Origin of the sequence: Amnibacterium sp., from assembly GCF_036559085.1 — a bacterium.
GTDB lineage: Bacteria > Actinomycetota > Actinomycetes > Actinomycetales > Microbacteriaceae > Amnibacterium.
Genome location: NZ_DATBTU010000075.1, coordinates 1 through 21844 on the forward strand (window position 1 = coordinate 1; position 21844 = coordinate 21844).

Consider the following 21844-nt stretch of genomic DNA (forward strand, 5'->3'; position numbering starts at 1 on the left):
CGGGACCGTGAACTTCGACGGCCTGATCGTGATCGGCGAGGGCGAGAAGGACAACGCACCGATGCTGTTCAACGGAGAGCACGTCGGAAACGGTCGGGGACCGGCGTGCGACATCGCCGTCGACCCGATCGACGGCACCTCCCTCACCGCGGCGGGCCGCCAGAACGCGCTCTCGGTGATCGCGGTGTCCGACCGCGGCACCATGCTCGACGCGTCCAGCGTCTTCTACATGTCCAAGATCGTCAGCGGTCCCGAGGGCCGCGGGGTCATCGACCTGTCGCAGTCGATCGGCGACAACATCCGGGAGCTGGCGAAGGCGAAAGGCAAGCCGGTGGGCGAGATCCGCGTCGCCGTGCTCGACCGGCCGCGGCACGAGGGCCTGATCGACGAGATCCGTTCGGCCGGCGCCGGCACCCGGCTGCTGCTCGACGGCGACGTCGCGGGCGGCATCAACGCGGCCCGCTACGAGACGCGGATCGACATGTGCATCGGCACCGGCGGCAGCCCCGAGGGCGTCGTCACGGCCTGCGCGATCAAGGCGCTCGGCGGCTTCATCGAGGGCCGGCTCGCGCCGAAGGACGACGAGGAGCGGCGCCGCGGCGAGGCCGCCGGGCTCGACATGAACCGCATCTACGACGCCGAGGGACTCGTCGCGGGCAACAACACGATGTTCGTGGCCACCGGCGTCACCGACGGCGGCCTGGTCGAGGGCGTGCGGCGCAAGGGCCCGATCATCCGCACGGAGTCGATCGTGCTGCGCTCCCGATCGGGCACCCTGCGTCGCATCGTCAGCGACCACGTCGCCGAGCGCTGGTTCTAGCCGCGGCGCGCGGCCCTCGTCCGCCCATCCGCCCTGCCCACGTCCCGGGTGTAGGGGAAGGTGCCGCCCGTAGGGCTCACCACGCGTGTCGGCCCTACGCCCGGCACCATCCCCTACGCCCGGCACGGCGCGGGGAAGCGGGGGCGGCTGCTCAGTCGACGGCGCTGAGGCGCGGGCGGTCGTCGGCCACGAGCTCCGCGGCGGTGAGCGGGCGGGGCACCACGTCGATCGGGGTGGGCTCGCCGAGCACCGCGACCTCGTCGAGGCGCCCGATCTGGCGGGCCGTGACGAGCACCCGCGTCTCCAGGGTGCCGACGAACTCGTTGTAGGCGCCGACGGACCGCTCGAGCGCCGCGCGCAGCTTCTCCGCCTTGCCCGCGAGGCCGCCGATCCGCTCGTAGAGGGTGCGGGAGAGGTCGAACAGCCGCCGGGCGTCGTCCGTGAGCGCCTGCTGCGTCCAGGTGTAGGCGACGGTCTTCAGCACGGCCCAGAGGTTCACGGGGGAGGCGAGCGCCACCCGCTTGCCGAAGGAGTAGTCGAGCAGCGACGGATCCGCGGACAGCGCCGCGGACAGCAGCGACTCGGACGGCAGGAACGCCACGACGAACTCGGGGCTGTCGATGTCGGTCCAGTAGCCCTTCGACGCGAGGGCGTCGATGTGGGCCCGGAGCGCCTTCACGTGGTCCTTCAGCAGCGCCTCACGCCGCGCGCCCTCGGCCCCTTGCGCGCCTGCCGGGATCTCGTTCGCCTCGATGAAGGCCGCGAGCGGCACCTTCGCGTCGACGGCGATGCACTTGCCCTCTGGCAGCCGGACGACGAGGTCGGGGCGGCGGGCGCCGTCCTCGTCGCGTGTGGTGACCTGCATGTCGAAGTCGACCCGGTTCGTGAGCCCTGCCGCCTCGACGAGGCGCCGCAGCTGCGTCTCGCCCCAGGCGCCGCGCACCGAGTTGCTGCGCAGCGCGGAGGCGAGCGACTCGGCCGTCGCGCGCACCTGCTCGGTCGAGCTGCGGGTCTGCAGCAGCTGCTGCTCGATGGCCCCGTACTGCGCGGCGCGCTGCTGCTCGAGCTCGCTCACCTTGCCCTGCATCGTGCGGAGCGTCTCCTGCACGGGCGCGAGGGCCTGCAGCACCCGCGCCTCCTGCCGGTCGCGCTCGGCCTGCTCGCGGCTGCGCTCGCCGGCGTCGGCGAGCTGCCGGCGGAGAGCGCCGATCGTCGCCTCGTGGGAGGCGAGCTCCGCCTCGAGGCGGGCCCGCTCGTCCGCCGACTCGGCGCGGGCGCGGAGCAGGTCGGCGGCGTGCTGGGCGGCGATCACCTGGGGGTTCGACTCGCCGTGCGTGCGGCGCAGGGTGACGGCGAGCGCGCCGAGCAGGGCGCCGACCACCAGGCCGAGGAGCAGGAGCAGGACTTCCATGCGGCGCACGCTGCCAGGCGCCTCCGACAGCGCCCGGCGGTCAGGCGAACAGGACCGGCCGGATGCCGCGCTCCGGGTCGAGCGGCGTGAGGCGGCTCAGCTCCGAGCCGACCGCGCCGAGCAGCGCGGGCACGTCGGACGCCCCGTGGCACCGCGCCGCGTGCACGACGATCGCCGCGCAGGCCTCCGCGTCCGCGATCGGGTCGTGGTGCGGGAAGTCCTCGAAGCCCGCCGCGCGCGCCGCCATCGGCAGCCGGTAGGAGTGCAGGGCGTAGGTGCGCCGGGCGATCTGCAGGCTGCAGAAGTAGTCGAGGGCGGGGGTGCCGACGCCGGTCGCGAAGCACGCGGCGCGGATCACGCCCATGTCGAACCGGGCGTTGTGCGCGACCACGGGCCGGTCGCCGAGCGCCGCGAGCAGGTCGTCCAGCTGCTCGGCCCAGCCCGCCGCATCCACCACCTGGTCGGGCGTGACGCCGTGGATGCGGATGTTCCACTCGCTGAACGCGTCGTGCCCGGCGGGCGGCCGGATCAGCCAGCCGCGCTTGTCCACCACCTGGCCGTCCTCGACGACCACCACCCCGACGGAACAGGCGGAGGCGCTGGACGGCCCCGCCGTCTCGAAGTCGACGGCGGTGAAGTCCAGTGGCACGGCACGGATGCTCGCAGCCCCCACCGACACCGCCGCAGGCCCGTCGCGCCGTTCCGGAGAAATCGGGCGACACGCCGGGTCTCGCGCCCTCAGCACGGCGCGTCGCGCAAGAACTCCGGAACGGCGCGATGAAGGCCGCCGGACGGGCGCCCATCCGCCACCGTCTACGGTTGACGGCCGTGGCTCTCACGATCGGCATCGTCGGACTTCCGAACGTCGGCAAGTCGACGCTCTTCAACGCCCTGACCAGGAACACCGTGCTCGCGGCGAACTACCCGTTCGCGACGATCGAGCCGAACGTCGGGGTCGTGGACCTGCCGGATGCGCGCCTGAAGACGCTCGCCGACCTGTTCGACAGCGAGCGGATCGTCCCTGCCGCGGTCTCCTTCGTCGACATCGCGGGCATCGTGAAGGGTGCGAGCCAGGGCGAGGGGCTCGGCAACCAGTTCCTCGCGAACATCCGCGAGGCGGACGCGGTCGCGGAGGTCGTGCGCGCGTTCGCCGATCCCGACGTGGTGCACGTCGCCGGCGCCGTCGACCCCGCCGGCGACCTCGAGACCATCAGCACCGAGCTGATCCTCGCCGACCTGCAGACGCTCGAGAAGGCGGAGCCGCGGGTCGAGAAGGAGGTGCGTGGCAAGCGCGCCCCGCAGGAGGTGCTCGACACCATCCGGGCCGCGCAGGCCGCCCTGAACGCCGGCACCCGGCTGGCCGCGGCCGGCATCGACCTCGCCCCCATCCGCGACCTCGGCCTGCTGACCGCGAAGCCCGCGCTGTTCGTCTTCAACGTCGACGAGGCCGTGCTGAACGACGAGAGCCGCAAGTCCGAGCTGGCCGCGCTCGTCGCGCCGGCGCCCGCGGTGTTCCTCGACGCGAAGATCGAGTCGGAGCTCATCGACCTCCCGCCCGAGGACGCGGCCGAGCTGCTCGCCTCGACCGGCCAGACCGAGAGCGGCCTCGACCAGCTCGCGCGGATCGGCTTCGACACCCTCGGCCTGCAGACCTACCTCACCGCCGGCCCGAAGGAGGCCCGCGCCTGGACGATCCGCCGCGGCGCCCACGCGCCCGAGGCGGCCGGGGTCATCCACACCGACTTCGAGAAGAAGTTCATCAAGGCCGAGGTCATCGGCTTCCAGGACCTCGTGGACGCGGGCTCGATCGCCGAGGCGCGCGCCAGGGGCCGCGCCCGCATCGAGGGCAAGGACTACGTCATGCAGGACGGCGACGTCGTCGAATGGCGGCACGGCTGACGGCCACCACCGCCTGAGCGCGGGTCGTCAGCGCGTCAGCGCCACCAGGCCGTCCCGAGCGGACGCACGCTCCCGCTCGACCGCCTCCACCGCGGATGCGAGCAGCGCCGTCACCTGCTCGGCGTCGCGTCCGGCGCGGTCGTTCCACGCCGTCAGCTCCCGGACCTGCACGGCCGCCTCCTCCGGCGAGCGCTGCCACCGCAGTGCCTCCCCGCCCCCGTGCACCCCGCGCCACGTCGCCTCGACGGCGGGCCGCAGCACCTGCGACGTGGTGCCGCCCGCGCCGACCACGAGCGCGCCGACGAGGCAGGCCCGCGTGACGGCGTCGAGCGGCACCGTGTGCGCCGCGCTCGAGCCCGCCGTCAGCTCCCGGCCGTCCGCGTCGCGCCATGCGAACCAGGTGTCCTGCAGCCAGCCCCGGGACACGACGTCGCCCGCGACCGTCAGCGCCTCGCTGGTGAGGGCGAGCACCGCGAGCCGTGCGGTCGCCCGGTCGATCGATTCGAGCCTCCGCCGCTCCGCCCGGGCTCGCGAGCGTTCGGTCAGCAGTCCGTGGAGCACCGTCATCGCCGCATTGTCGTCCCGGGCACCGCGGCCGAGAAGGGGTGGCGGCCCCCGATCCCGCGAAACGCCTGCATCCGCCCGCGACGTGGCCCGATTCGGGCGAGACCGGGCGGTCGCTTCAGCGCAGTCGTGATTGGCTTCGCGGATGCGACCCGTCGCCATGTTCCCGCTCGGCTCGGTGCTGTTCCCGCACATGCCGCTGCCGCTGCGGATCTTCGAGCCCCGCTACCTCGCGATGCTCGCCGACATCCTGAAGGAGGAGCCGGCGGAGTTCGGGGTGGTCCTCATCGAACGCGGGCAGGAGGTCGGCGGCGGCGACGTCCGCGTCGCGACCGGCACCCTCGCCCGGGTGGCCGACCTCGACACCGCCGACGACGTGGTGCTGATGATCGCGCAGGGGGCCGCCCGCTTCACGGTGGAGGAGTGGCAGGACGACGACCCCTACCCGAAGGCGATCGTGCGGGAGCTGCCCGAGCCCCCGTGGGACCCGGCGCTCGAGCCGCTGCGCCTGCAGGCCGACGCGCTCGTGCGGCGGGTGCTGAAGCGGCTCGCGGAGGAGGACCTGTCGCCGTGGCCGGCGGATGTGGGCCTCGACGAGGATCCCGCCGCCGCCTGCTGGCAGCTCGCCGCGATCGCCCCGCTGAACGAGATCGACCAGCTGGAGCTGCTCCGCAGCGACTCGTACGAGCGGCTGCTCACGCGCCTCGTCGAGATGGTCACCGAGGTCGACGAGACGTACTGATCGGCCCTGCCGCTGTCCGGGCGCGCGGCTAGACTCCGGATCACAATCGAACACGTTCGGCCGTACGGCCGGCGCGGGAGAGCCGGCCCCGGTCGGCACCGAAGGAGCAACTCCCCGGAATCTCTCAGGTCCAGCACCGCGTCGGATTGGCCGCTCTGGAAAGAGGAGCCGCACCTCGGGTGCCGGCTCCCGCCCACGGTGAAAGGTGCGGTCCTGCCGCGCCGAAGCTCTCAGGCGCAGCGACAGAGGGGGATCGGCCGGCACGTCCGGCACCACCGAAGCTGGAGAGAGCCCTCCCGATGTCCGATCCTGAGCACCGCGACCCCGAACGCCGCCGATCACCGCTGCACGAGGTGCACGCCGCCGCCGGCGCGACCTTCACGGAGTTCGCCGGCTGGTCCATGCCCCTGAAGTACGGCAGCGAGCTCGCCGAGCACGCGGCCGTCCGCTCCGCCGCGGGCCTCTTCGACCTCTCGCACATGGGCGAGATCGTCGTGCTCGGCCCCGAGGCGGCCGACGCCCTCGACGCCGCCCTGCTCGGCGAGGCCTCCGCGATGGAGACGGGCCGGGCGAAGTACACCCTGATGCTGAACGCCGAGGGCGGCGTGGTCGACGACCTCGTGCTCTACCGCACCGGTCCGGACCGCTTCCTCGTGGTCGCGAACGCGGCGAACCGGGAGCTGGTCGCCAGCGAGCTGCGCAGCCGGGCGATCGGCTTCCAGGCCGAGGTGCAGGACGAGTCGGACGACATCGGCCTGATCGCCCTGCAGGGCCCTCGCTCGCTCGAGGTGATGACGGAGGTCGGCGGGTTCTCGGCCGACCAGGACGAGCGCACCGAGCAGCGCTTCGTCGAGCTCATCACGGGCCTGCGCAACTACCGCTTCCTCGCCGCCTGGTACCTCGGGCACCCCGTGCTCGTCGCCCGCACCGGCTACACCGGCGAGATCGGCTACGAGCTCTACGTCGCCCCCGGGCTGCTGCCCGAGCTCTGGAACGCCCTGCTCGAGACGGGAAGGGGCTCCGGCGTGCTGCCGGTCGGCCTGGCCGCCCGCGACACGCTGCGGCTCGAGGCGGGCATGCCGCTCTACGGCAACGAGCTCACGGCGCTCACCCGGCCGCAGCAGGCGGGCCTCGGGCGACTCGTCCGGCCGGAGAAGTCCGCCGACTACGTCGGCCGCAGGTCCGTCGAGTCCTTCGATCCCGCCGGCCACCGGATCCTCGTCGGCCTCGTCTCCGAGGGCCGCCGCGCCGGCCGCCACGGCTACGCGGTCCGCGCCGGCGACGACGTGGTCGGCGAGGTGACGAGCGGTGCCCTCAGCCCGTCGCTCGGGCACCCGATCGCGATGGCCTACATCGATCCGGATGCGATCTCCCGCGACCTCGCCATCGACGTGCGCGGCACCGCGCTGCCCGCCCGCGTCGTCCCCCTCCCGTTCTTCACCCGACCCGATCGAAAGGCCTGACATGACCGGCGAGCAGGATCTGCAGTACACCGCGGAGCACGAGTGGGTCGACGCGGACGGCGACACCGCCACCGTCGGCATCACCGCCTACGCGGCCGCGCGCCTCGGCGACATCGTGTACGTCGAGCTGCCGGGCGTCGGCGACGAGGTCGTCGCCGGCAGCGTGGTCGGCGAGCTCGAGTCGACGAAGTCGGTCGGCGAGCTCTACGCCCCCGTCACCGGGGTCGTCACCGAGGTGAACGACGACGTCGCCTCCTCGCCGGAGGTCGTGAACAGCGACCCGTTCGGCGCCGGCTGGCTGCTCCGCGTCCGCATCACCGAGACGCCCGAGCTGCTCGACCACGCCGCCTACCAGCAGCTGACAGGAGAGGCATGACCGACATCGCCGTCCGCCCCGCGCGGATCCGCACCGGGGAGGCCGGCGCGGCCTTCGCCCGCCGCCACATCGGCACCACCGGCGAGACGCAGGGACGGATGCTCGAGGCGATCGGCCGATCGTCGCTGCAGGACCTGCTCGGCGCCGCCGTGCCCGACGCGATCAAGATCGACGCGGACGCGCCCTCGACGCTGCCGGCCGCCGCGACCGAGGCGCAGGCCATCGCGGAGCTCCGCCGGATCGCGGCGAGGAACACGGTGCGCACCTCGATGATCGGCCTCGGCTACTCGGGCACCGTCACGCCCGCGGTCATCCAGCGGAACGTGCTCGAGAACCCCAGCTGGTACACCGCCTACACGCCGTACCAGCCCGAGATCTCGCAGGGCCGCCTCGAGGCGCTGCTGAACTTCCAGACGATGGTCGCCGACCTCACCGGGCTCGACACGGCCAACGCGTCGATGCTCGACGAGGCCACCGCGGTGGTCGAGTCGATGCTGCTCGCCCGCCGCGCGAGCAAGGCGCGCACGAACCGCTTCGTCGTGGACGCCGATGCGCTGCCGCAGACCCTCGCGGTGCTCGCCGGCCGTGCCGCCGCAGTCGGCATCGAGCTCGCCGTCGCCGATCTCGCCACCGACGGGCTGCCCGACGGGGACTGCTTCGGCGTGCTGGTGCAGTACCCGGGCGCATCCGGCCGGGTCGCGGATCCGCGTGCGGTCATCGAGGCCGCCCACGAGCGCGGCGCCCTCGTCGTCGTCGCCGCCGACCTCCTCGCGATGACGCTGCTCGTGCCGCCCGGCGAGCTCGGGGCGGACGTCGCCGCGGGCACCACCCAGCGCTTCGGCGTGCCCATGGCGATGGGCGGCCCGCACGCCGGCTACCTCGCCGTGCGCAAGGGCCTCGAGCGGCAGCTGCCGGGGCGCCTCGTCGGCGTCTCGGTGGACGCCGACGGCGCTCCCGCCTACCGGCTCAGCCTGCAGGCCCGCGAGCAGCACATCCGGCGGGAGAAGGCCACGAGCAACATCTGCACCGCGCAGGTGCTGCTCGCCGTGATGGCGTCGATGTACGCCGTCTACCACGGGCCGGCCGGGCTCACCCGGATCGCGCAGGACGTGCACGACACCGCCCGACGGGCGGCCGCATCGCTGAGCGCCCGTGGCGCCGAGGTGCTCACCGAGGCGTTCTTCGACACGATCCAGGTGCGCGTGCCCGACGCCGCGGCGATCGTGCAGCGGGCGTCCGAGCGCGGCATCTGGCTGCGCCGCGTGGACGCCACCACCGTCGCGGTCGCCTTCGACGAGGTCACCGCCGCCGCGGAGTCCACGACGATCGGGCACCTGCTCGCCGTGTTCGGGCTCGAGGACGCCCCGTTCGACGACTCGGATCCGCTCGGCGGGGTGCTCGCGCATCCGCTGCACGCCGGGGACGCCGCGGTCGACGTGCACCTGCCGCACCGGCTCCCGGCCGGGCTCGGCCGCACGAGCGCGTTCCTCACCCATCCGGTGTTCACGACGTTCCACTCCGAGACGGCGATGATGCGGTACCTCAAGTACCTCGCCGACCTCGACTACGCGCTGGATCGGGGCATGATCCCGCTCGGCTCGTGCACGATGAAGCTGAACGCGGCGACCGAGATGGCCGCCGTGACCTGGCCGGAGTTCGCGGACCTGCACCCCTTCGCCCCCGCGGAGGACGTCGCCGGCTCGCTCGAGCTCATCGGGCAGCTGGAGGGCTGGCTCGCCGAGCTCACCGGGTACGACGCCGTGAGCCTGCAGCCGAACGCCGGCAGCCAGGGTGAGCTCGCGGGGCTGAACGCCATCCGCGGCTACCACCGCGCGAACGGGGACGAGCAGCGGATCGTCTGCCTCATCCCGTCGAGCGCGCACGGCACGAACGCGGCGAGCGCGGTGCTCGCCGGGCTCAAGGTCGTCGTGGTCGCCTGCGACGAGCTCGGGAACGTGGACCTCGCCGACCTGCGCGCGAAGATCGCCGAGCACGCGGACGCGCTCGCGGCGCTGATGATCACCTACCCGTCCACGCACGGCGTCTACGAGCACGAGGTGCGGACGGTCACCGACGCCGTGCACGCGGCGGGCGGCCAGGTCTACGTCGACGGCGCGAACCTCAACGCCCTGCTCGGCCGGGCGCGGTTCGGTGACTTCGGCGGCGACGTCTCGCACCTGAACCTGCACAAGACGTTCTGCATCCCGCACGGCGGGGGCGGTCCCGGCGTGGGGCCCGTGGCGGCGAAGGCGCACCTCGCGCCGCACCTGCCCTCGCATCCGTTCGCGCAGCAGCCGGACCCGAGCGCCCCGTTCGCGCCCGGCCGGTTCGGCGGTGCACCGGTGTCGGCGGCGCCGTTCGGCTCGCCCGGCATCCTGCCGATCTCGTGGGCGTACGTGCGGATGATGGGCCTCGACGGCCTGCGCGCGGCGACCGACGCGGCGGTGCTGGCGGCGAACTATGTGGCGGCGCGCCTCGGCGACGCCTACCCGGTGCTCTACCGGGGCGACGACGGCCTGATCGCGCACGAGTGCATCCTCGACCTGCGCCCGATGACGGCGGCGACCGGGGTGACCGTGGACGACGTGGCCAAGCGCCTCGTCGACCACGGCTTCCACGCGCCGACGATGTCGTTCCCGGTCGCCGGCACCCTCATGGTCGAGCCGACCGAGAGCGAGGACCTCGCCGAGATCGACCGCTTCATCGACGCGATGCTCGCCATCCGCGCCGAGGCGGATCGCGTGGGCGCGGGGGAGTGGCCGGCGGACGACAACCCGCTGCGGGGCGCGCCGCACCCGGCGCACATGGTCAGCGCGACGGCGTGGGACCACCCCTACACGCGCGAGGAGGCCGCGTACCCGTTCGAGGGCGGCGTGCACGGCGCCGACCGCCTGCGGGCCGTCCGGGGCAAGTACTGGCCGCCGGTGCGCCGGATCGACCAGGCCTACGGGGACCGCAACCTCGTGTGCCTGTGCCCGCCCGCGGAGGCCTTCGAGGACTGATCCGCACGGCACACCGCCCGTCCCGGCCGCATCCGCCCGGGACGGCACGCGAGGGTCAGCAGAGGTCGGTGACGGTCCTGCTCCCGCCGTCCCAGAGGCGGGCGCCTGTGATGCGGCACGGCAGGGGCGGCCCGCCGGCGTCGAGCGCGGCGCCGAGGCGCTCCGCCTCGATCCGGCGCGCCAGGGTGACGTGCGGCGTCCACGCGTCGGGCCGGGTCTGCGCGACGACCTCCGCCTCGGAGGCGTCGGCCGCGATCGCGCGGTGGACGGCGGAGTGCACGGTCAGGAGGGGCCGCGACGGGACGACGAGGCGGGCCAGCACCCACCGGTGCCGGTGGCCGCCGAACAGGACGGGTGCCCCGACCTCGGCGGCGAGGCCCCGCTCCGCGAGGTGCCAGCCGCGGAACACCGCCCGCAGCGCCTCCACCGCCGGCAGCAGGCCCGTCTCGGCCACGGCCACGGTGACGTGGGGCCGGTTCGAGGCGCCCTCATGCGAGGCGAGGCTCGGCAGGCCCGCGTCGGCGAGCGCGGCCCAGCCGTCGCGGATGCGCTGCTCCGCGTCGGGATCGAGCAGCAGCTCGACGCTCTGCACCATGGGATCGAGCCTACGAGGCGGCCATGCGGGTGAGCTGCACCCGGGTCTCGGCGTCCTGGAGCCCGAGCCGCCGGTCGAGCCCGAGCGCCGGGCCGTCCGCCTCGGCGACGACCAGGCCGACCTCGCGGAGTCCCAGCCACACGGCGCTGCCGGTGCACGGAGCACCACCGATCGCTCCGCGTCGAAGCCGGCGGCGATCCAGGCCGCCTCGTCCAGCCGGGGCATCCGCGTCGTCGACGCCGACCGCGACGAAGTCGAGGCCGGGGAACGCGTCGCGGTGCCGCTGCGCCCACGCGCCCGGGTCGCCCGGCTCCTCGCCGGCGTCGGCGAGGAGGAAGTCGGCCCATCGGAAGGCCGGGTCCGCGGGGGTGGGGACGATCCGGTATCCGTCCGCCTGCTCGACCTCGCCGCCCTCGGCCCGGCGCGCGACGAGGTCGGTGGCGAAGGCGAGCGACGCGGCCGTCAGGGCAGCAGGCCGGGGGCGATCGACTTCAGCAGGTCGTAGCCGACGAAGCTGACGAAGTCGAGCAGGAAGTGGGCCACGACCAGTGGCGCGACGCGCCCGAAGCGACGGTAGACGAGGCCGAAGACGAGCCCCATGATCGCGTTCCCGAGGAAGCCGCCGAAGCCCTGGTACAGGTGGTACGAGCCGCGCAGCACGGCGCCGGCGACGAGGACCGCCCACGGCCGCCAGCGCAGGTCGTCGAGCCGCGCGAAGAGGAACCCGACCACGATCACCTCCTCCTGCAGCGCCGCCCGGAGCGCGGACAGCACGAGGACCGGGATGGCGTACCAGTGCGGATCGAGACCGGAGGCCTGCACCTTGACGTCGAGGCCGAGGTGCACCGCCGCGAGGTAGAGGCCGAGTCCGGGCACGCCGATGAGCAGCGCGAGCAGGACCCCGCCGCCGAGGTCGGCGAGCGGCTTCCTCCCGTCGAGCCCGATGCGCCGGAACGGGTTCCCGTCGGTCGTCCACAGCAGGTAGAGCGCGAGCGCGACTGGCACGAGGTCGAACCCGATGCCGAGCAGCTGGTAGATCAGGTCGAAGACCGCCCGGCTGCTCCGGCTCGGGTTCAGGGTGGTGCTCTGCTGGTTCAGCGGTGCCCGGGTGAGGGCATCGGCGAGCTGCACCACCGCGTACACGCCGGACTGCCCGAGCGAGACCCCGAGCACGAGGAGCAGCTCGAGCCCTGGCCGGGTCCGACGGGCGCCGCCGAGGGGCGTGCCGGGTGGCTCCAGGGCGCTCACCGCACCTCCTGGGAGCACGCCAGGGGGCGTGTCGGACCTGTTCCGGAGTTTCCCGTGCGTTCACTCGCCTCGGCAGCGAGCGTGCGTCGAGTGGCCTGGAAACGCAACATCGTTGCCAGAACCTGCACCTTCCCGGTGCAATCGGTTTCTGGCATGTAACGAAACCCCCGCTCGTTTTGGTCCGGCTCCACGCGATCCTTACGCTACCTTCGACCTCGCCGGAGTCGACGTCGATCGGGCCATGCCCTGCGACGCGACGCCGTGCGAACACGCAGCACAGTCGGCGGGCGGATCCGTACAGGATCCGGAGAGGATGCGGCCATGAGTATCAGCGGCCCGACCGAGCTGGAAGTCGTCGGCAAGGAGGACGGCCTCAGCGGCCCCGGCCTGGACGACCCGAGCGCTGACACCGGCCCCGGCGCGATCCAGGGGCGGTCGCTGACCTCCATCGCCTGGCGGCGCCTCCGTCGTGACCGGCTCGCCCTCGCCGGCGGTGTCGTGATCGTCCTCTTCGTGCTGGCCGCGATCTTCGCCGGCCCGATCACCGCCCTCTACGGTCAGGACTACACGCAGTCCAACAACACCGGCCCGCACAGCCTGCTCGACCCGCTCGACTCGATGCCGCTCGGCGCGTTCGGTGGCATCAGCGCGACGCACTGGCTCGGTGTCACGCCGGTGACCGGACAGGACATCTTCGCGCTGCTCATCTACGGGGCGCGCACCTCCCTGATCATCGCCGGCGCCGCGACCGCCCTGTCGCTCGTGCTCGGTGTCACGCTCGGGGTCGCGGCCGGGTACTACCGCGGCTGGGCCGACAACGTCATCTCGCGCACGATGGACGTGCTGCTGTCATTCCCCGTGCTGCTGCTCTCCATCTCGCTGATCACCGTCGTCAGCTTCATCAGCAACACCGAGTTCGTCCGCTTCGGCGTGATCATCTTCGTGCTCGGATTCTTCGGCTGGCCGTACATCGGCCGCATCGTCCGCGGGCAGGTGCTGTCGCTCCGCGAGAAGGAGTTCGTCGAGGCGGCCAGGTCGCTCGGCTCGAGCAACTTCCGCATCATGGCGCGGGAGCTGGCGCCGAACCTCGTCGGGCCGATCCTCGTCTACACGACGCTGACCATCCCGAGCAACATCCTGGGTGAGGCGGGGCTCTCGTACCTCGGCATCGGCGTCACGCCGCCCACCTCCTCGTGGGGCCAGATGATCTCGGACGCCTCGCAGTACGTGCAGGTCGATCCGATCTACCTCTTCCTCCCCGGCCTCGCGCTCTTCATCGCGGTGCTCGCGTTCAACCTGTTCGGTGACGGTCTGCGCGACGCCCTCGATCCGAAATCCACCCGATGACCGGGTCCAGTTGTGCGGTCGTGCGGCGCCGCGGAAGCGCCGCCGCATCACCGCCCGGCCTCACGAGGCCGAACCCCCGCAGCGGATCCGCTGCAGACACAGCACAGACGAGAGGAAACCTTTCTCGATGAGGTACAAGCGAAGGGCGGCGGCGACGCTGACCGTCCTCACGGCGGGAGCGCTCCTGCTCGCCGGCTGTTCCAGCAGCGGCAGCGGCGGGACCAAGTCCAGCAGCAGCACCAGCAGCGCGCAGCCCGCGTTCAACGCCGCGGTCACCGGTTACGTGAACCCGTCCACCAAGAAGGGTGGCACGCTGAAGCTGCTGGCCTCCTCCGACTGCGACTCGTGGGACCCGGCCCGCACCTACTACGGCTACTGCTGGAACATGCAGCGCCTGTTCACGCGCACCCTGGTCGGCTACTCGCAGGTCAACAACTCCGGGCCGTTCAAGCTCTCGCCCGACCTCGCCACCGGCCTCGGCCAGCACAGCGCGGACTTCAAGACGTGGACCTACACGCTCCAGCCCAACCTGAAGTACTCCGACGGCTCGGCGATCACGCCGGCCGACATCAAGTACGAGATCGGCCGCATCTACGCCACCGACGTCATCAACGGCGGCCCGACGTTCTACTACACCGGCATCCTCAACGTGCCGTCCTCCTACAAGGGCGTCTACAAGAGCGGTGAGCTGCCCGACTCGGCGGTCTCGGTCTCCGGCCAGAGCATCACCTTCCACCTGAAGAAGCCGTTCGCCGACTTCGACTACCTGATGGCGCTGCCGACCGCCGCTCCCGTTCCCGACAAGAAGGAGAACGGCGCGGCCTACACGGGTGCGACCTACACGAAGAACCCGATCTCGTCGGGTCCGTTCGTCTTCGGGAGCTACACGCCGAACAAGTCGGTCACCTTCACGCGCAACCAGTACTGGCAGCAGAGCACGGACAAGATCCGCAAGCCGCTGGTCGACACGGTCGACTTCACGATCGACAGCGACCCGAACGACATCGACGCCAAGCTGAAGGCCGGCACGGCCGACGCGAAGGCCGACAACGTCATCGGCACCACGCTGCAGGCGCAGGTCCTCTCGAACCCGAAGCTCAAGGCGTACGCGGACGACGGTGCGGGCGACTCGCTCGACTACCTGGTGATCCCCTCCTCGGTGATCCCCAACGTCCACTGCCGTGCGGCGATCTTCTACGCGACGAACAAGGCCGGGCTGCTCTCGGTCCGCGGCGGCGCCGCGGCGGGCGAGATCGCGGGCTCGTTCACCCCTCCGGGCATCCCGGGTCACGACCCCAAGTACAACCCGTACCCCGTCGGATCCGACAACCAGGGTGACGTCGCGAAGGCCAAGTCGGAGCTCCAGGCGTGCGGGAAGCCGAACGGCTTCACGACCAACTTCGCCTACTCGACCCCGAGCGAGACCGGACCGAAGATCTACCAGACGGAGAAGGCGGCCCTTGCGCGCGTCGGCATCACGCTGAACGTCAAGACCGCTGCGGCCTCCAGCTACTACTCCACGTTCGCGGGTTCGCCGGCGAACGTGAAGTCGCAGGAGCTCGGCATCATCAACGCCGGCTGGGGTGCGGACTTCCCGACCGACTACGGGTTCTACAACAACATCGTGAACGGCAGCGCGATCCTGCCGACGGGTAACAGCAACTACGGCAGCATCAACGACCCGACGATCAACTCGATCCTCGACAACACCGGGACCCCAGTGGACCAGGCGACGGGCGAGAAGCTCAACCACGCGCTCATGGCCACGGCATCGGACCTGCCCTACATCTGGGGCAAGTACCTGTACTACCGCAACCCGCGGATGACGAACGTCACGGCGAACTTCGCCCTGGCCTTCGGCATCTACGACTTCGTCAACGTCGGAGTCCAGTGACCGCGGTGAGCTAGTTCCGCATCCGAGTACCGACTTCGTCAAGGAAGGATGCATCGGCGGTGGCCGGTCGGGCAGAGCGCCCGGCCGGCCACCGTTCCGAGTGACCCATGATCCGCTTCATCGCCATCCGGCTCATCGGCGCCGTCGTCGTCGTGTGGATCGTCAGCGTCGTGACGTTCCTGATCTTCCAGGCCGTGCCGCTGCTGTCGCACACGAACCCGGTGTACTTCTACACGGGCAAGGTGCCCTTCAAGCCCGGCTCCCCCCAGCTGCTGGCCCTCGAGCACCGGTTCGGGTTCGACCTGCCGCTCTACGCCCAGTACTGGCATTACCTCTCGGGGATCCTCTTCGGCCAGACCATCACCGACGGCGTCAGCACGCCGATTCCGTGCAGCGCCCCGTGCTTCGGCTACTCCTTCCGGCAGAACGAGCTGGTCGGCACCCTCATCCTCCGCGCGGCGCCGGTGAGCCTGAGCCTCACCATCGGTGCCGCGATCCTCTGGCTGATCGGCGGCGTGACCGTCGGCACCGTCTCGGCGCTCAAGCCCCGATCCGCCATCGACCGCATCGGCATGGGCGGCTCGCTCGCCGCCGTCTCCCTGCCGATCTTCTTCACCGGTCCGATCCTGCTGCTCATCTTCGAGTACACGCTCGGCTGGCTGCCCGACGTCTCCTACGCGCCTCTCACCCAGGACCCCGCGCAGTGGCTGCGGAGCATGATCCTGCCGTGGATCTCGCTGGCGTTCCTCTTCGCGGCGCTCTACGCCCGGCTCACCCGCTCCAACATGATGGAGACGATGGGCGAGGACTACATCCGCACCGCGCGCGCGAAGGGGCTCGCGCCGCGTACCGTGGTCGTCAAGCACGGTCTCCGGGCCGCATTGACCCCGATCGTCACGATCTTCGGCATCGACGTCGGCACCCTCATCGGGTCGACGGTGATCACCGAGACGGTCTTCAACCTGCGCGGACTCGGCTACCTGTCGATCCAGGCCATCAACCAGCAGGACCTGCCCGTCATCCTCGGTGTGACCGTCGTCGCCGCGGTGGCGCTGGTGCTCGCGAACTTCGTCGTCGACGTGATCTACGCGTTCATCGACCCCCGAGTGGCACTGTGAGCCCGGCACCTCTCCAGAAGGGCACCTCATGACGAGCGTCGCATCCGATCCCCGCGCGGCTTCGAGCCGGCCGGGCGGCCCGTTCCTCTCCGTCGAGGACCTCCGCGTGCACTTCCCGACCGACGACGGCCTCGTGAAGAGCGTCGACGGGGTCTCCTTCGAGGTGGACCGCGGCCAGATCCTCGGGATCGTCGGCGAGTCCGGCTCGGGCAAGAGCGTGACAGCGCAGGCCCTCCTCGGGCTGCACAAGGGCTCGAAGGCGCGGATCACCGGGCACATCTGGCTCGACGGCGTCGACCTCGTGCCGGCCTCCGAGAACGACATGCGGGAGGTGCGGGGCAGCGAGATCGCGATGATCTTCCAGGACCCGCTGTCGAGCCTGCACCCCTTCTACACGATCGGGGACCAGATCTCCGAGGCGTACCGGGTGCACAACAAGGTCTCCGCCCGCGACGCGCGGAAGCGCAGCGTGGAGATGCTCGAGAAGGTGGGCATCCCGAACGCCTCCCGCCGCTACGACGACTACCCGCACCAGTTCTCCGGCGGCATGCGGCAGCGCGCGATGATCGCGATGGCGCTGATCTGCGAGCCGAAGCTGCTCATCGCAGACGAGCCCACCACCGCGCTCGACGTGACGGTGCAGGCGCAGATCCTCCAGCTGATCAAGGACATGCGGAACGAGCTGAACTCGGCCGTCATCCTGATCACCCACGACCTCGGCGTCGTCGCGGAGACCTGCGACCAGGTCCTCGTCATGTACGGCGGGCAGTGCGTCGAGAAGGGCCCCGTCGAAGAGCTCTTCGACAAGCCCGAGATGCCGTACACGTGGGGCCTGCTGTCGTCGATGCCGCGGATGGACCGGGTGCGCCAGACACGGCTGACCCCGATCCCCGGTTCCCCGCCGTCGCTGATCCAGGTGCCGAAGGGCTGCGTGTTCAACCCGCGCTGCCGGTTCTCGGACCGGGTCGAGGGCGACCGCTGCTTCACCGTGCACCCGGACCTGCTGCCGACGTCGCCGCGGCACGAGGTGCGCTGCCACATCGATCCGGAGGAGCGGCGCCAGATCCTGCTCACCGAGATCCGCCCGAACCTGTGAGGACGCGAGGAACTTCGTCATGACGACCGAGACCGCAGCCAGCGCAACCGCGCCGAACGGCGCGCCGCTGCTCGAGGTGCGGGAGATCCGCAAGTACTTCCCCGGCCGCTCCGGTGGCCTCTTCGGCACCAGGGGCAACCCGGTGAAGGCCGTCGACGGCGTCTCCTTCACCGTGCACGAGGGCGAGACGATCGGGCTCGTCGGCGAGTCCGGCTGCGGCAAGTCGACCACGGGGCGGGTGATCGCCAAGCTGATCGAGCCGACCGCGGGGTCGATCGTCTACCAGGGCAAGGAGCTCGCGAACCTGCGGCCGGGTCAGATGCGCCCGCTGCGCCGGGAGATCCAGATGATCTTCCAGGACCCGTACTCCTCGCTGAACCCCCGGCACACCATCGGCACGATCATCGGCTCGCCCTTCCACATCCAGGGCACGAAGCCCGACGGCGGCGTGAAGAAGACCGTCCAGGGGCTGATGGAGCGCGTGGGGCTGAACCCCGAGCACTACAACCGGTACCCGCACGAGTTCTCCGGCGGCCAGCGCCAGCGGATCGGCATCGCTCGCGCGCTCGCCCTCCGGCCGAAGCTCATCGTCTGCGACGAGCCCGTCTCCGCGCTCGACGTGTCGGTGCAGGCGCAGGTCGTGAACCTGCTCGAGGACCTGCAGCACGAGTTCGGCCTCGCCTACATCTTCATCGCGCACGACCTCTCCGTCGTTCGCCACATCTCCGACCGCGTCGTCGTGATGTACCTCGGCAAGGTGATGGAGGAGACGGACCGCGACACGCTGTACGAGTCGCCGATGCACCCGTACACGCACGCGCTGCTGTCCGCCGTGCCGATCCCGGACCCGACCGTGGAGGCCCGGCGCGAGCGGATCCTGCTGACCGGCGACCTGCCGAGCCCGTCGAACCCGCCGTCGGGCTGCGTCTTCCACACGCGCTGCCCGAAGTTCCGCCTGGAGCTGTCGGACTCGGAGCGGGACCGCTGCCGGACCGAGGAGCCCGTGCTCGAGGAGAAGCGGCCGGGTCAGTCGGTCTACTGCCACTTCGCCGAGGCGCGCACCGACCTGATCGACGGCGCGGCGGCCCCGACGACGAGCGGCATCCGCGGGACGCGGCCGCGCTCCGCCGCCTGACATGGCGCGACACGCGGTCCCGGGTCCGGTCCACCGGCTCTGGACGCCCGACCACGAGCCCGTGCTCGAGGTCGCCGACGGCGACATGATCGAGTTCGACGCGCAGGAGTGCGCTGCGGGGCAGCTCGACGACTTCCGCAACGGTGACCCGGTGCCGCACCTCGACTACGACCTGCTCTATCCGCTCGTCGGGCCCGTGCTCGTCGCCGGCGCGGAGCCGGGCGACGCGGTCGAGCTCGAGGTCGTCGAGTACCGGTCCGGCACCTGGGGCTGGACGAGCGTGCTCGAGGACTTCGGGCTGCTCGCCGAGGACTTCCCCGACCTGCACGTGCACCGGTGGGAGCTCGATGCGACGACCGCCGACTTCCAGGGCGTCGCCACCGTGCCGCTCCGGCCGTTCCTCGGGGTGCTCGGCGCGACGCCCGACACGGCCGAGCCGCTGTCGCCGTTCCCGCCGGGCAGCTTCGGCGGCAACATCGACACCCGCGACATCACGAACGGCGCGAGCATCCTGCTGCCGGTGCAGGTGCCCGGCGCCCGCATCCTCGTCGGCGACCCGCACGCCGCCCAGGGCGACGGCGAGGTCTGCGGCGCCGCGATCGAGGCGAGCCTGTCGGGCGCGCTCCGCGTCAAGCTGCACAAGGGCCTCACCCTGCCGGCCCCGCAGTTCCGCACCGCGGGCCCGCTCCGCGCCGGCATCGAGGACCAGGGCTACTACGCCACCATGGGCGTCGGACCCGACCTCATGCGCGCCTCGCAGGACGCCGTCCGCGCGATGATCGACCACCTCGGCCGCACCTACGGCATCGAGCCGCTCGACGCGTACGTGCTCGCGAGCGTCGTCGTGGACCTGAAGATCAGCGAGGTCGTCGACCGGCCCAACTGGGTCGTCAGCGCCTACCTGCCGCTCTCCGTCATGCACTGACCACCGCGCCGTTCCGGAGATCCTGCGCGACACGCCACCCGGGTGAGTTGCCACTCCTCGCCCCTGAAGCCGCGCTTCGAGAGCCGGAAGTGGCGACCCACACCTCCCCATGCGCCCACAGCGCCTCGCACCTGCGTTGCCGGCGTCGGCGGAATACCGGGTCCCACTACCATGGTTGATCAGGTAGGCGCCGTCGACGGCGCCCTCGGAGCGGCTCGGCCCTCCACCTCTTCGCGCCGCTCGCTCGCGCGCCGTCCGGTCCTCAACGACCGGGACCGATCAGACAGGACCTCCCACCATGGCGCACGCCGCCCGCACCGATCTGCGTAACGTCGCGATCGTCGCCCACGTCGACCACGGCAAGACGACCCTCGTGGACGCGATGCTGAAGCAGACGCACTCCTTCGCCGACCACGCCCACGTGGACGACCGCGCCATGGACTCGAACGAGCTCGAGCGCGAGAAGGGCATCACGATCCTCGCGAAGAACACCGCGATCACGTACCGCGGCGCCCACTCGAGCGAGCCCGTGACCATCAACGTGATCGACACCCCCGGCCACGCCGACTTCGGTGGAGAGGTCGAGCGCGGCCTCTCCATGGTCGACGGCGTCGTGCTGCTCGTCGACGCATCCGAGGGCCCGCTGCCGCAGACCCGCTTCGTGCTGCGGAAGGCGCTCGAGGCGAAGCTGCCCGTCATCCTCGTCGTGAACAAGACCGACCGGCCGGATGCGCGCATCGAGCAGGTCGTCGAGGAGTCCCACGACCTGCTGCTCGGGCTCGCCTCGGACCTCGCCGACGACGTGCCCGATCTCGACCTCGACGCCATCCTCGACGTGCCCGTCGTGTACGCGTCCGGCCGCAACGGCGCGGCGAGCTGGAACCAGCCCGCCAACGGCGAGCTGCCCGACAACGACGACCTCGAGCCGCTGTTCGAGGCCGTCCTCAAGCACATCCCCGCCCCGTCGTACGACGACGAGGCGCCCCTGCAGGCCCACGTCACGAACCTCGACGCCTCGCCGTTCCTCGGCCGCCTCGCGCTGCTGCGCGTCTTCAACGGGACGATCCGGAAGGGCCAGACCGTGGCCTGGGTGCGCGCCGGCCAGGAGCCGTCGAACGTGCGGATCACCGAGCTGCTCGCCACCCGCGCGCTCGAGCGATACCCGACCGAGTCCGCGGCCGCCGGCGACATCGTCGCCGTGGCGGGCATCCCCGACATCACCATCGGCGACACCCTCGCCGACCCCGACGACGTGCGGCCGCTGCCGGCGATCCACGTCGACGACCCCGCGATCTCGATGCTCATCGGCACGAACACCTCGCCGCTCGCCGGCAAGGGCGGCAAGGGCCACAAGGTCACCGCGCGTCTCGTGAAGGACCGCCTCGACCGCGAGCTCGTCGGCAACGTCTCCATCAAGGTCCTCGACGCCGGCCGCCCCGACGCCTGGGAGGTGCAGGGCCGCGGCGAGCTCGCGCTCGCGATCCTCGTCGAGCAGATGCGCCGCGAGGGCTACGAGCTCACCGTCGGCAAGCCGCAGGTCGTCACGAAGCAGGTCGACGGACACCTGCACGAGCCGTACGAGCACATGACCATCGACGCGCCCGAGGAGTACCTCGGCGCCGTCACGCAGCTGCTCGCCGCCCGCAAGGGCGTCATGCAGGGCATGACGAACCATGGCACCGGCTGGGTGCGGATGACGTTCCGGGTGCCGTCCCGCGGCCTCATCGGCTTCCGCACCGAGTTCCTCACGGTCACGCGCGGCACGGGCATCGCGAACGCGATCTCCGACGGCTACGACCGGTGGGCCGGCCCCATCACCACCCGGGTCAACGGCTCGATGGTCGCCGACCGCTCCGGCGTCGTCACGCCCTTCGCCCTGCAGAACCTGCAGCAGCGCGGCACCTTCTTCGTCAAGCCGACCGAGGAGGTGTACGAGGGCATGGTCGTCGGTGAGAACTCGCGCCAGGACGACATGGACGTCAACGTCACCAAGGAGAAGCAGCTCAACAACATCCGCTCCTCCACGGCGGACGAGCTCGAGCGCCTCACCCCGTCGCGCGAGCTGTCGCTCGAGGAGAGCCTGGAGTTCGCCCGCGACGACGAGTGCGTCGAGGTGACGCCGGAGGCTGTGCGCATCCGCAAGGTCGAGCTCGACCAGACCGCGCGCGGCCGGGCCGCGTCTCGCCTCAAGCGCCAGACCGCCTGAGCC

Annotated in this window: 19 protein-coding genes and 2 riboswitches; of the genes, 13 read left to right on the top strand and 6 right to left on the bottom strand. The window is 71.6% G+C overall.

Annotated features, from left to right (window positions below):
- Window positions 1-820: class II fructose-bisphosphatase (gene glpX, locus VIG76_RS13640; RefSeq protein WP_331955072.1), on the top strand; the 820-nt coding region annotated here is incomplete at its 5' end.
- A 151-nt stretch (window positions 821-971) separates the two neighbouring features.
- Here the strand turns inward: glpX and VIG76_RS13645 are convergent.
- A complete protein-coding gene (locus tag VIG76_RS13645) occupies window positions 972-2231 on the bottom strand; it encodes a DNA recombination protein RmuC (protein ID WP_331955074.1) in 1260 nt (419 codons plus the stop codon).
- A gap of 40 nt (window positions 2232-2271) precedes the next feature.
- Window positions 2272-2880 (bottom strand): exonuclease domain-containing protein, encoded by a 609-nt coding sequence (locus VIG76_RS13650; protein WP_331955076.1) that lies wholly within the window; start codon window positions 2878-2880, stop codon window positions 2272-2274.
- A gap of 179 nt (window positions 2881-3059) precedes the next feature.
- On the opposite strand from VIG76_RS13650, the gene ychF reads away from it, so the two are divergent.
- Window positions 3060-4130: a redox-regulated ATPase YchF gene (ychF, locus tag VIG76_RS13655; protein WP_331955078.1), complete on the top strand. Its 1071-nt coding sequence runs from the start codon at window positions 3060-3062 to the stop codon at window positions 4128-4130.
- Window positions 4131-4157: 27 nt separating this feature from the next.
- Here the strand turns inward: ychF and VIG76_RS13660 are convergent, their stop codons facing one another.
- Window positions 4158-4697 carry a DUF6197 family protein gene (locus tag VIG76_RS13660; RefSeq protein ID WP_331955080.1) on the bottom strand — a complete coding sequence of 180 codons (540 nt, stop codon included), beginning with the start codon at window positions 4695-4697 and terminating at the stop codon, window positions 4158-4160.
- Between the two features lie 142 nt (window positions 4698-4839).
- On the opposite strand from VIG76_RS13660, the gene VIG76_RS13665 reads away from it, so the two are divergent.
- From VIG76_RS13665 to gcvP, 4 genes are all read left to right on the top strand, one after another.
- Window positions 4840-5436: an LON peptidase substrate-binding domain-containing protein gene (locus VIG76_RS13665; protein WP_331955082.1), complete on the top strand. Its 597-nt coding sequence runs from the start codon at window positions 4840-4842 to the stop codon at window positions 5434-5436.
- Between the two features lie 64 nt (window positions 5437-5500).
- Window positions 5501-5585, top strand: a riboswitch (glycine riboswitch).
- A 1-nt stretch (window position 5586) separates the two neighbouring features.
- Window positions 5587-5690: riboswitch (glycine riboswitch) on the top strand.
- A gap of 45 nt (window positions 5691-5735) precedes the next feature.
- Window positions 5736-6899, top strand: a complete 1164-nt coding sequence (gene gcvT, locus VIG76_RS13670) for a glycine cleavage system aminomethyltransferase GcvT (protein ID WP_331955084.1) — start codon at window positions 5736-5738, stop codon at window positions 6897-6899.
- 1 nt (window position 6900) lies between these two features.
- Window positions 6901-7275 (top strand): glycine cleavage system protein GcvH, encoded by a 375-nt coding sequence (gene gcvH, locus VIG76_RS13675; RefSeq protein ID WP_331955086.1) that lies wholly within the window; start codon window positions 6901-6903, stop codon window positions 7273-7275.
- The gene (gcvP, locus tag VIG76_RS13680; RefSeq protein WP_331955088.1) at window positions 7272-10277 is read left to right on the top strand and encodes an aminomethyl-transferring glycine dehydrogenase; all 3006 of its coding nucleotides are present in this window, start codon (window positions 7272-7274) and stop codon (window positions 10275-10277) included. The genes gcvH and gcvP overlap by 4 nt, the downstream gene beginning before the upstream one ends.
- Window positions 10278-10332: 55 nt before the next feature.
- Here gcvP and VIG76_RS13685 read toward each other — a convergent pair whose 3' ends face one another.
- From VIG76_RS13685 to VIG76_RS13695, 3 genes are all read right to left on the bottom strand, one after another.
- Window positions 10333-10872, bottom strand: coding sequence for a 2'-5' RNA ligase family protein (locus VIG76_RS13685; protein ID WP_331955090.1), 540 nt, complete (start codon window positions 10870-10872; stop codon window positions 10333-10335).
- Between the two features lie 10 nt (window positions 10873-10882).
- Window positions 10883-11014 carry a hypothetical protein gene (locus tag VIG76_RS13690; protein ID WP_331955092.1) on the bottom strand — a complete coding sequence of 44 codons (132 nt, stop codon included), beginning with the start codon at window positions 11012-11014 and terminating at the stop codon, window positions 10883-10885.
- A 320-nt stretch (window positions 11015-11334) separates the two neighbouring features.
- Window positions 11335-12120 carry a CPBP family intramembrane glutamic endopeptidase gene (locus VIG76_RS13695; protein ID WP_331955094.1) on the bottom strand — a complete coding sequence of 262 codons (786 nt, stop codon included), beginning with the start codon at window positions 12118-12120 and terminating at the stop codon, window positions 11335-11337.
- A gap of 321 nt (window positions 12121-12441) precedes the next feature.
- Here VIG76_RS13695 and VIG76_RS13700 point away from each other — a divergent pair, with 321 nt between their 5' ends.
- The 7 genes from VIG76_RS13700 (at window position 12442) to typA (ending at window position 21841) form a co-directional block, all read left to right on the top strand.
- A complete protein-coding gene (locus VIG76_RS13700; protein ID WP_331955096.1) occupies window positions 12442-13467 on the top strand; it encodes an ABC transporter permease in 1026 nt (341 codons plus the stop codon).
- Between the two features lie 127 nt (window positions 13468-13594).
- On the top strand, window positions 13595-15361 hold the full coding sequence (locus tag VIG76_RS13705) for an ABC transporter substrate-binding protein (protein WP_331955098.1): 1767 nt from the start codon (window positions 13595-13597) through the stop codon (window positions 15359-15361).
- Window positions 15362-15468: 107 nt separating this feature from the next.
- Window positions 15469-16479: an ABC transporter permease gene (locus tag VIG76_RS13710; RefSeq protein WP_331955100.1), complete on the top strand. Its 1011-nt coding sequence runs from the start codon at window positions 15469-15471 to the stop codon at window positions 16477-16479.
- 28 nt (window positions 16480-16507) lie between these two features.
- Window positions 16508-17575: an ABC transporter ATP-binding protein gene (locus VIG76_RS13715; protein WP_331955102.1), complete on the top strand. Its 1068-nt coding sequence runs from the start codon at window positions 16508-16510 to the stop codon at window positions 17573-17575.
- Between the two features lie 19 nt (window positions 17576-17594).
- On the top strand, window positions 17595-18710 hold the full coding sequence (locus tag VIG76_RS13720) for an ABC transporter ATP-binding protein (protein ID WP_331955104.1): 1116 nt from the start codon (window positions 17595-17597) through the stop codon (window positions 18708-18710).
- A 1-nt stretch (window position 18711) separates the two neighbouring features.
- Complete coding sequence (locus VIG76_RS13725) at window positions 18712-19635, top strand: acetamidase/formamidase family protein (RefSeq protein WP_331955106.1); 924 nt, start codon at window positions 18712-18714, stop codon at window positions 19633-19635.
- Between the two features lie 298 nt (window positions 19636-19933).
- A complete protein-coding gene (gene typA / locus VIG76_RS13730) occupies window positions 19934-21841 on the top strand; it encodes a translational GTPase TypA (protein WP_331955108.1) in 1908 nt (635 codons plus the stop codon).
- Window positions 21842-21844: the final 3 nt, after the last annotated feature.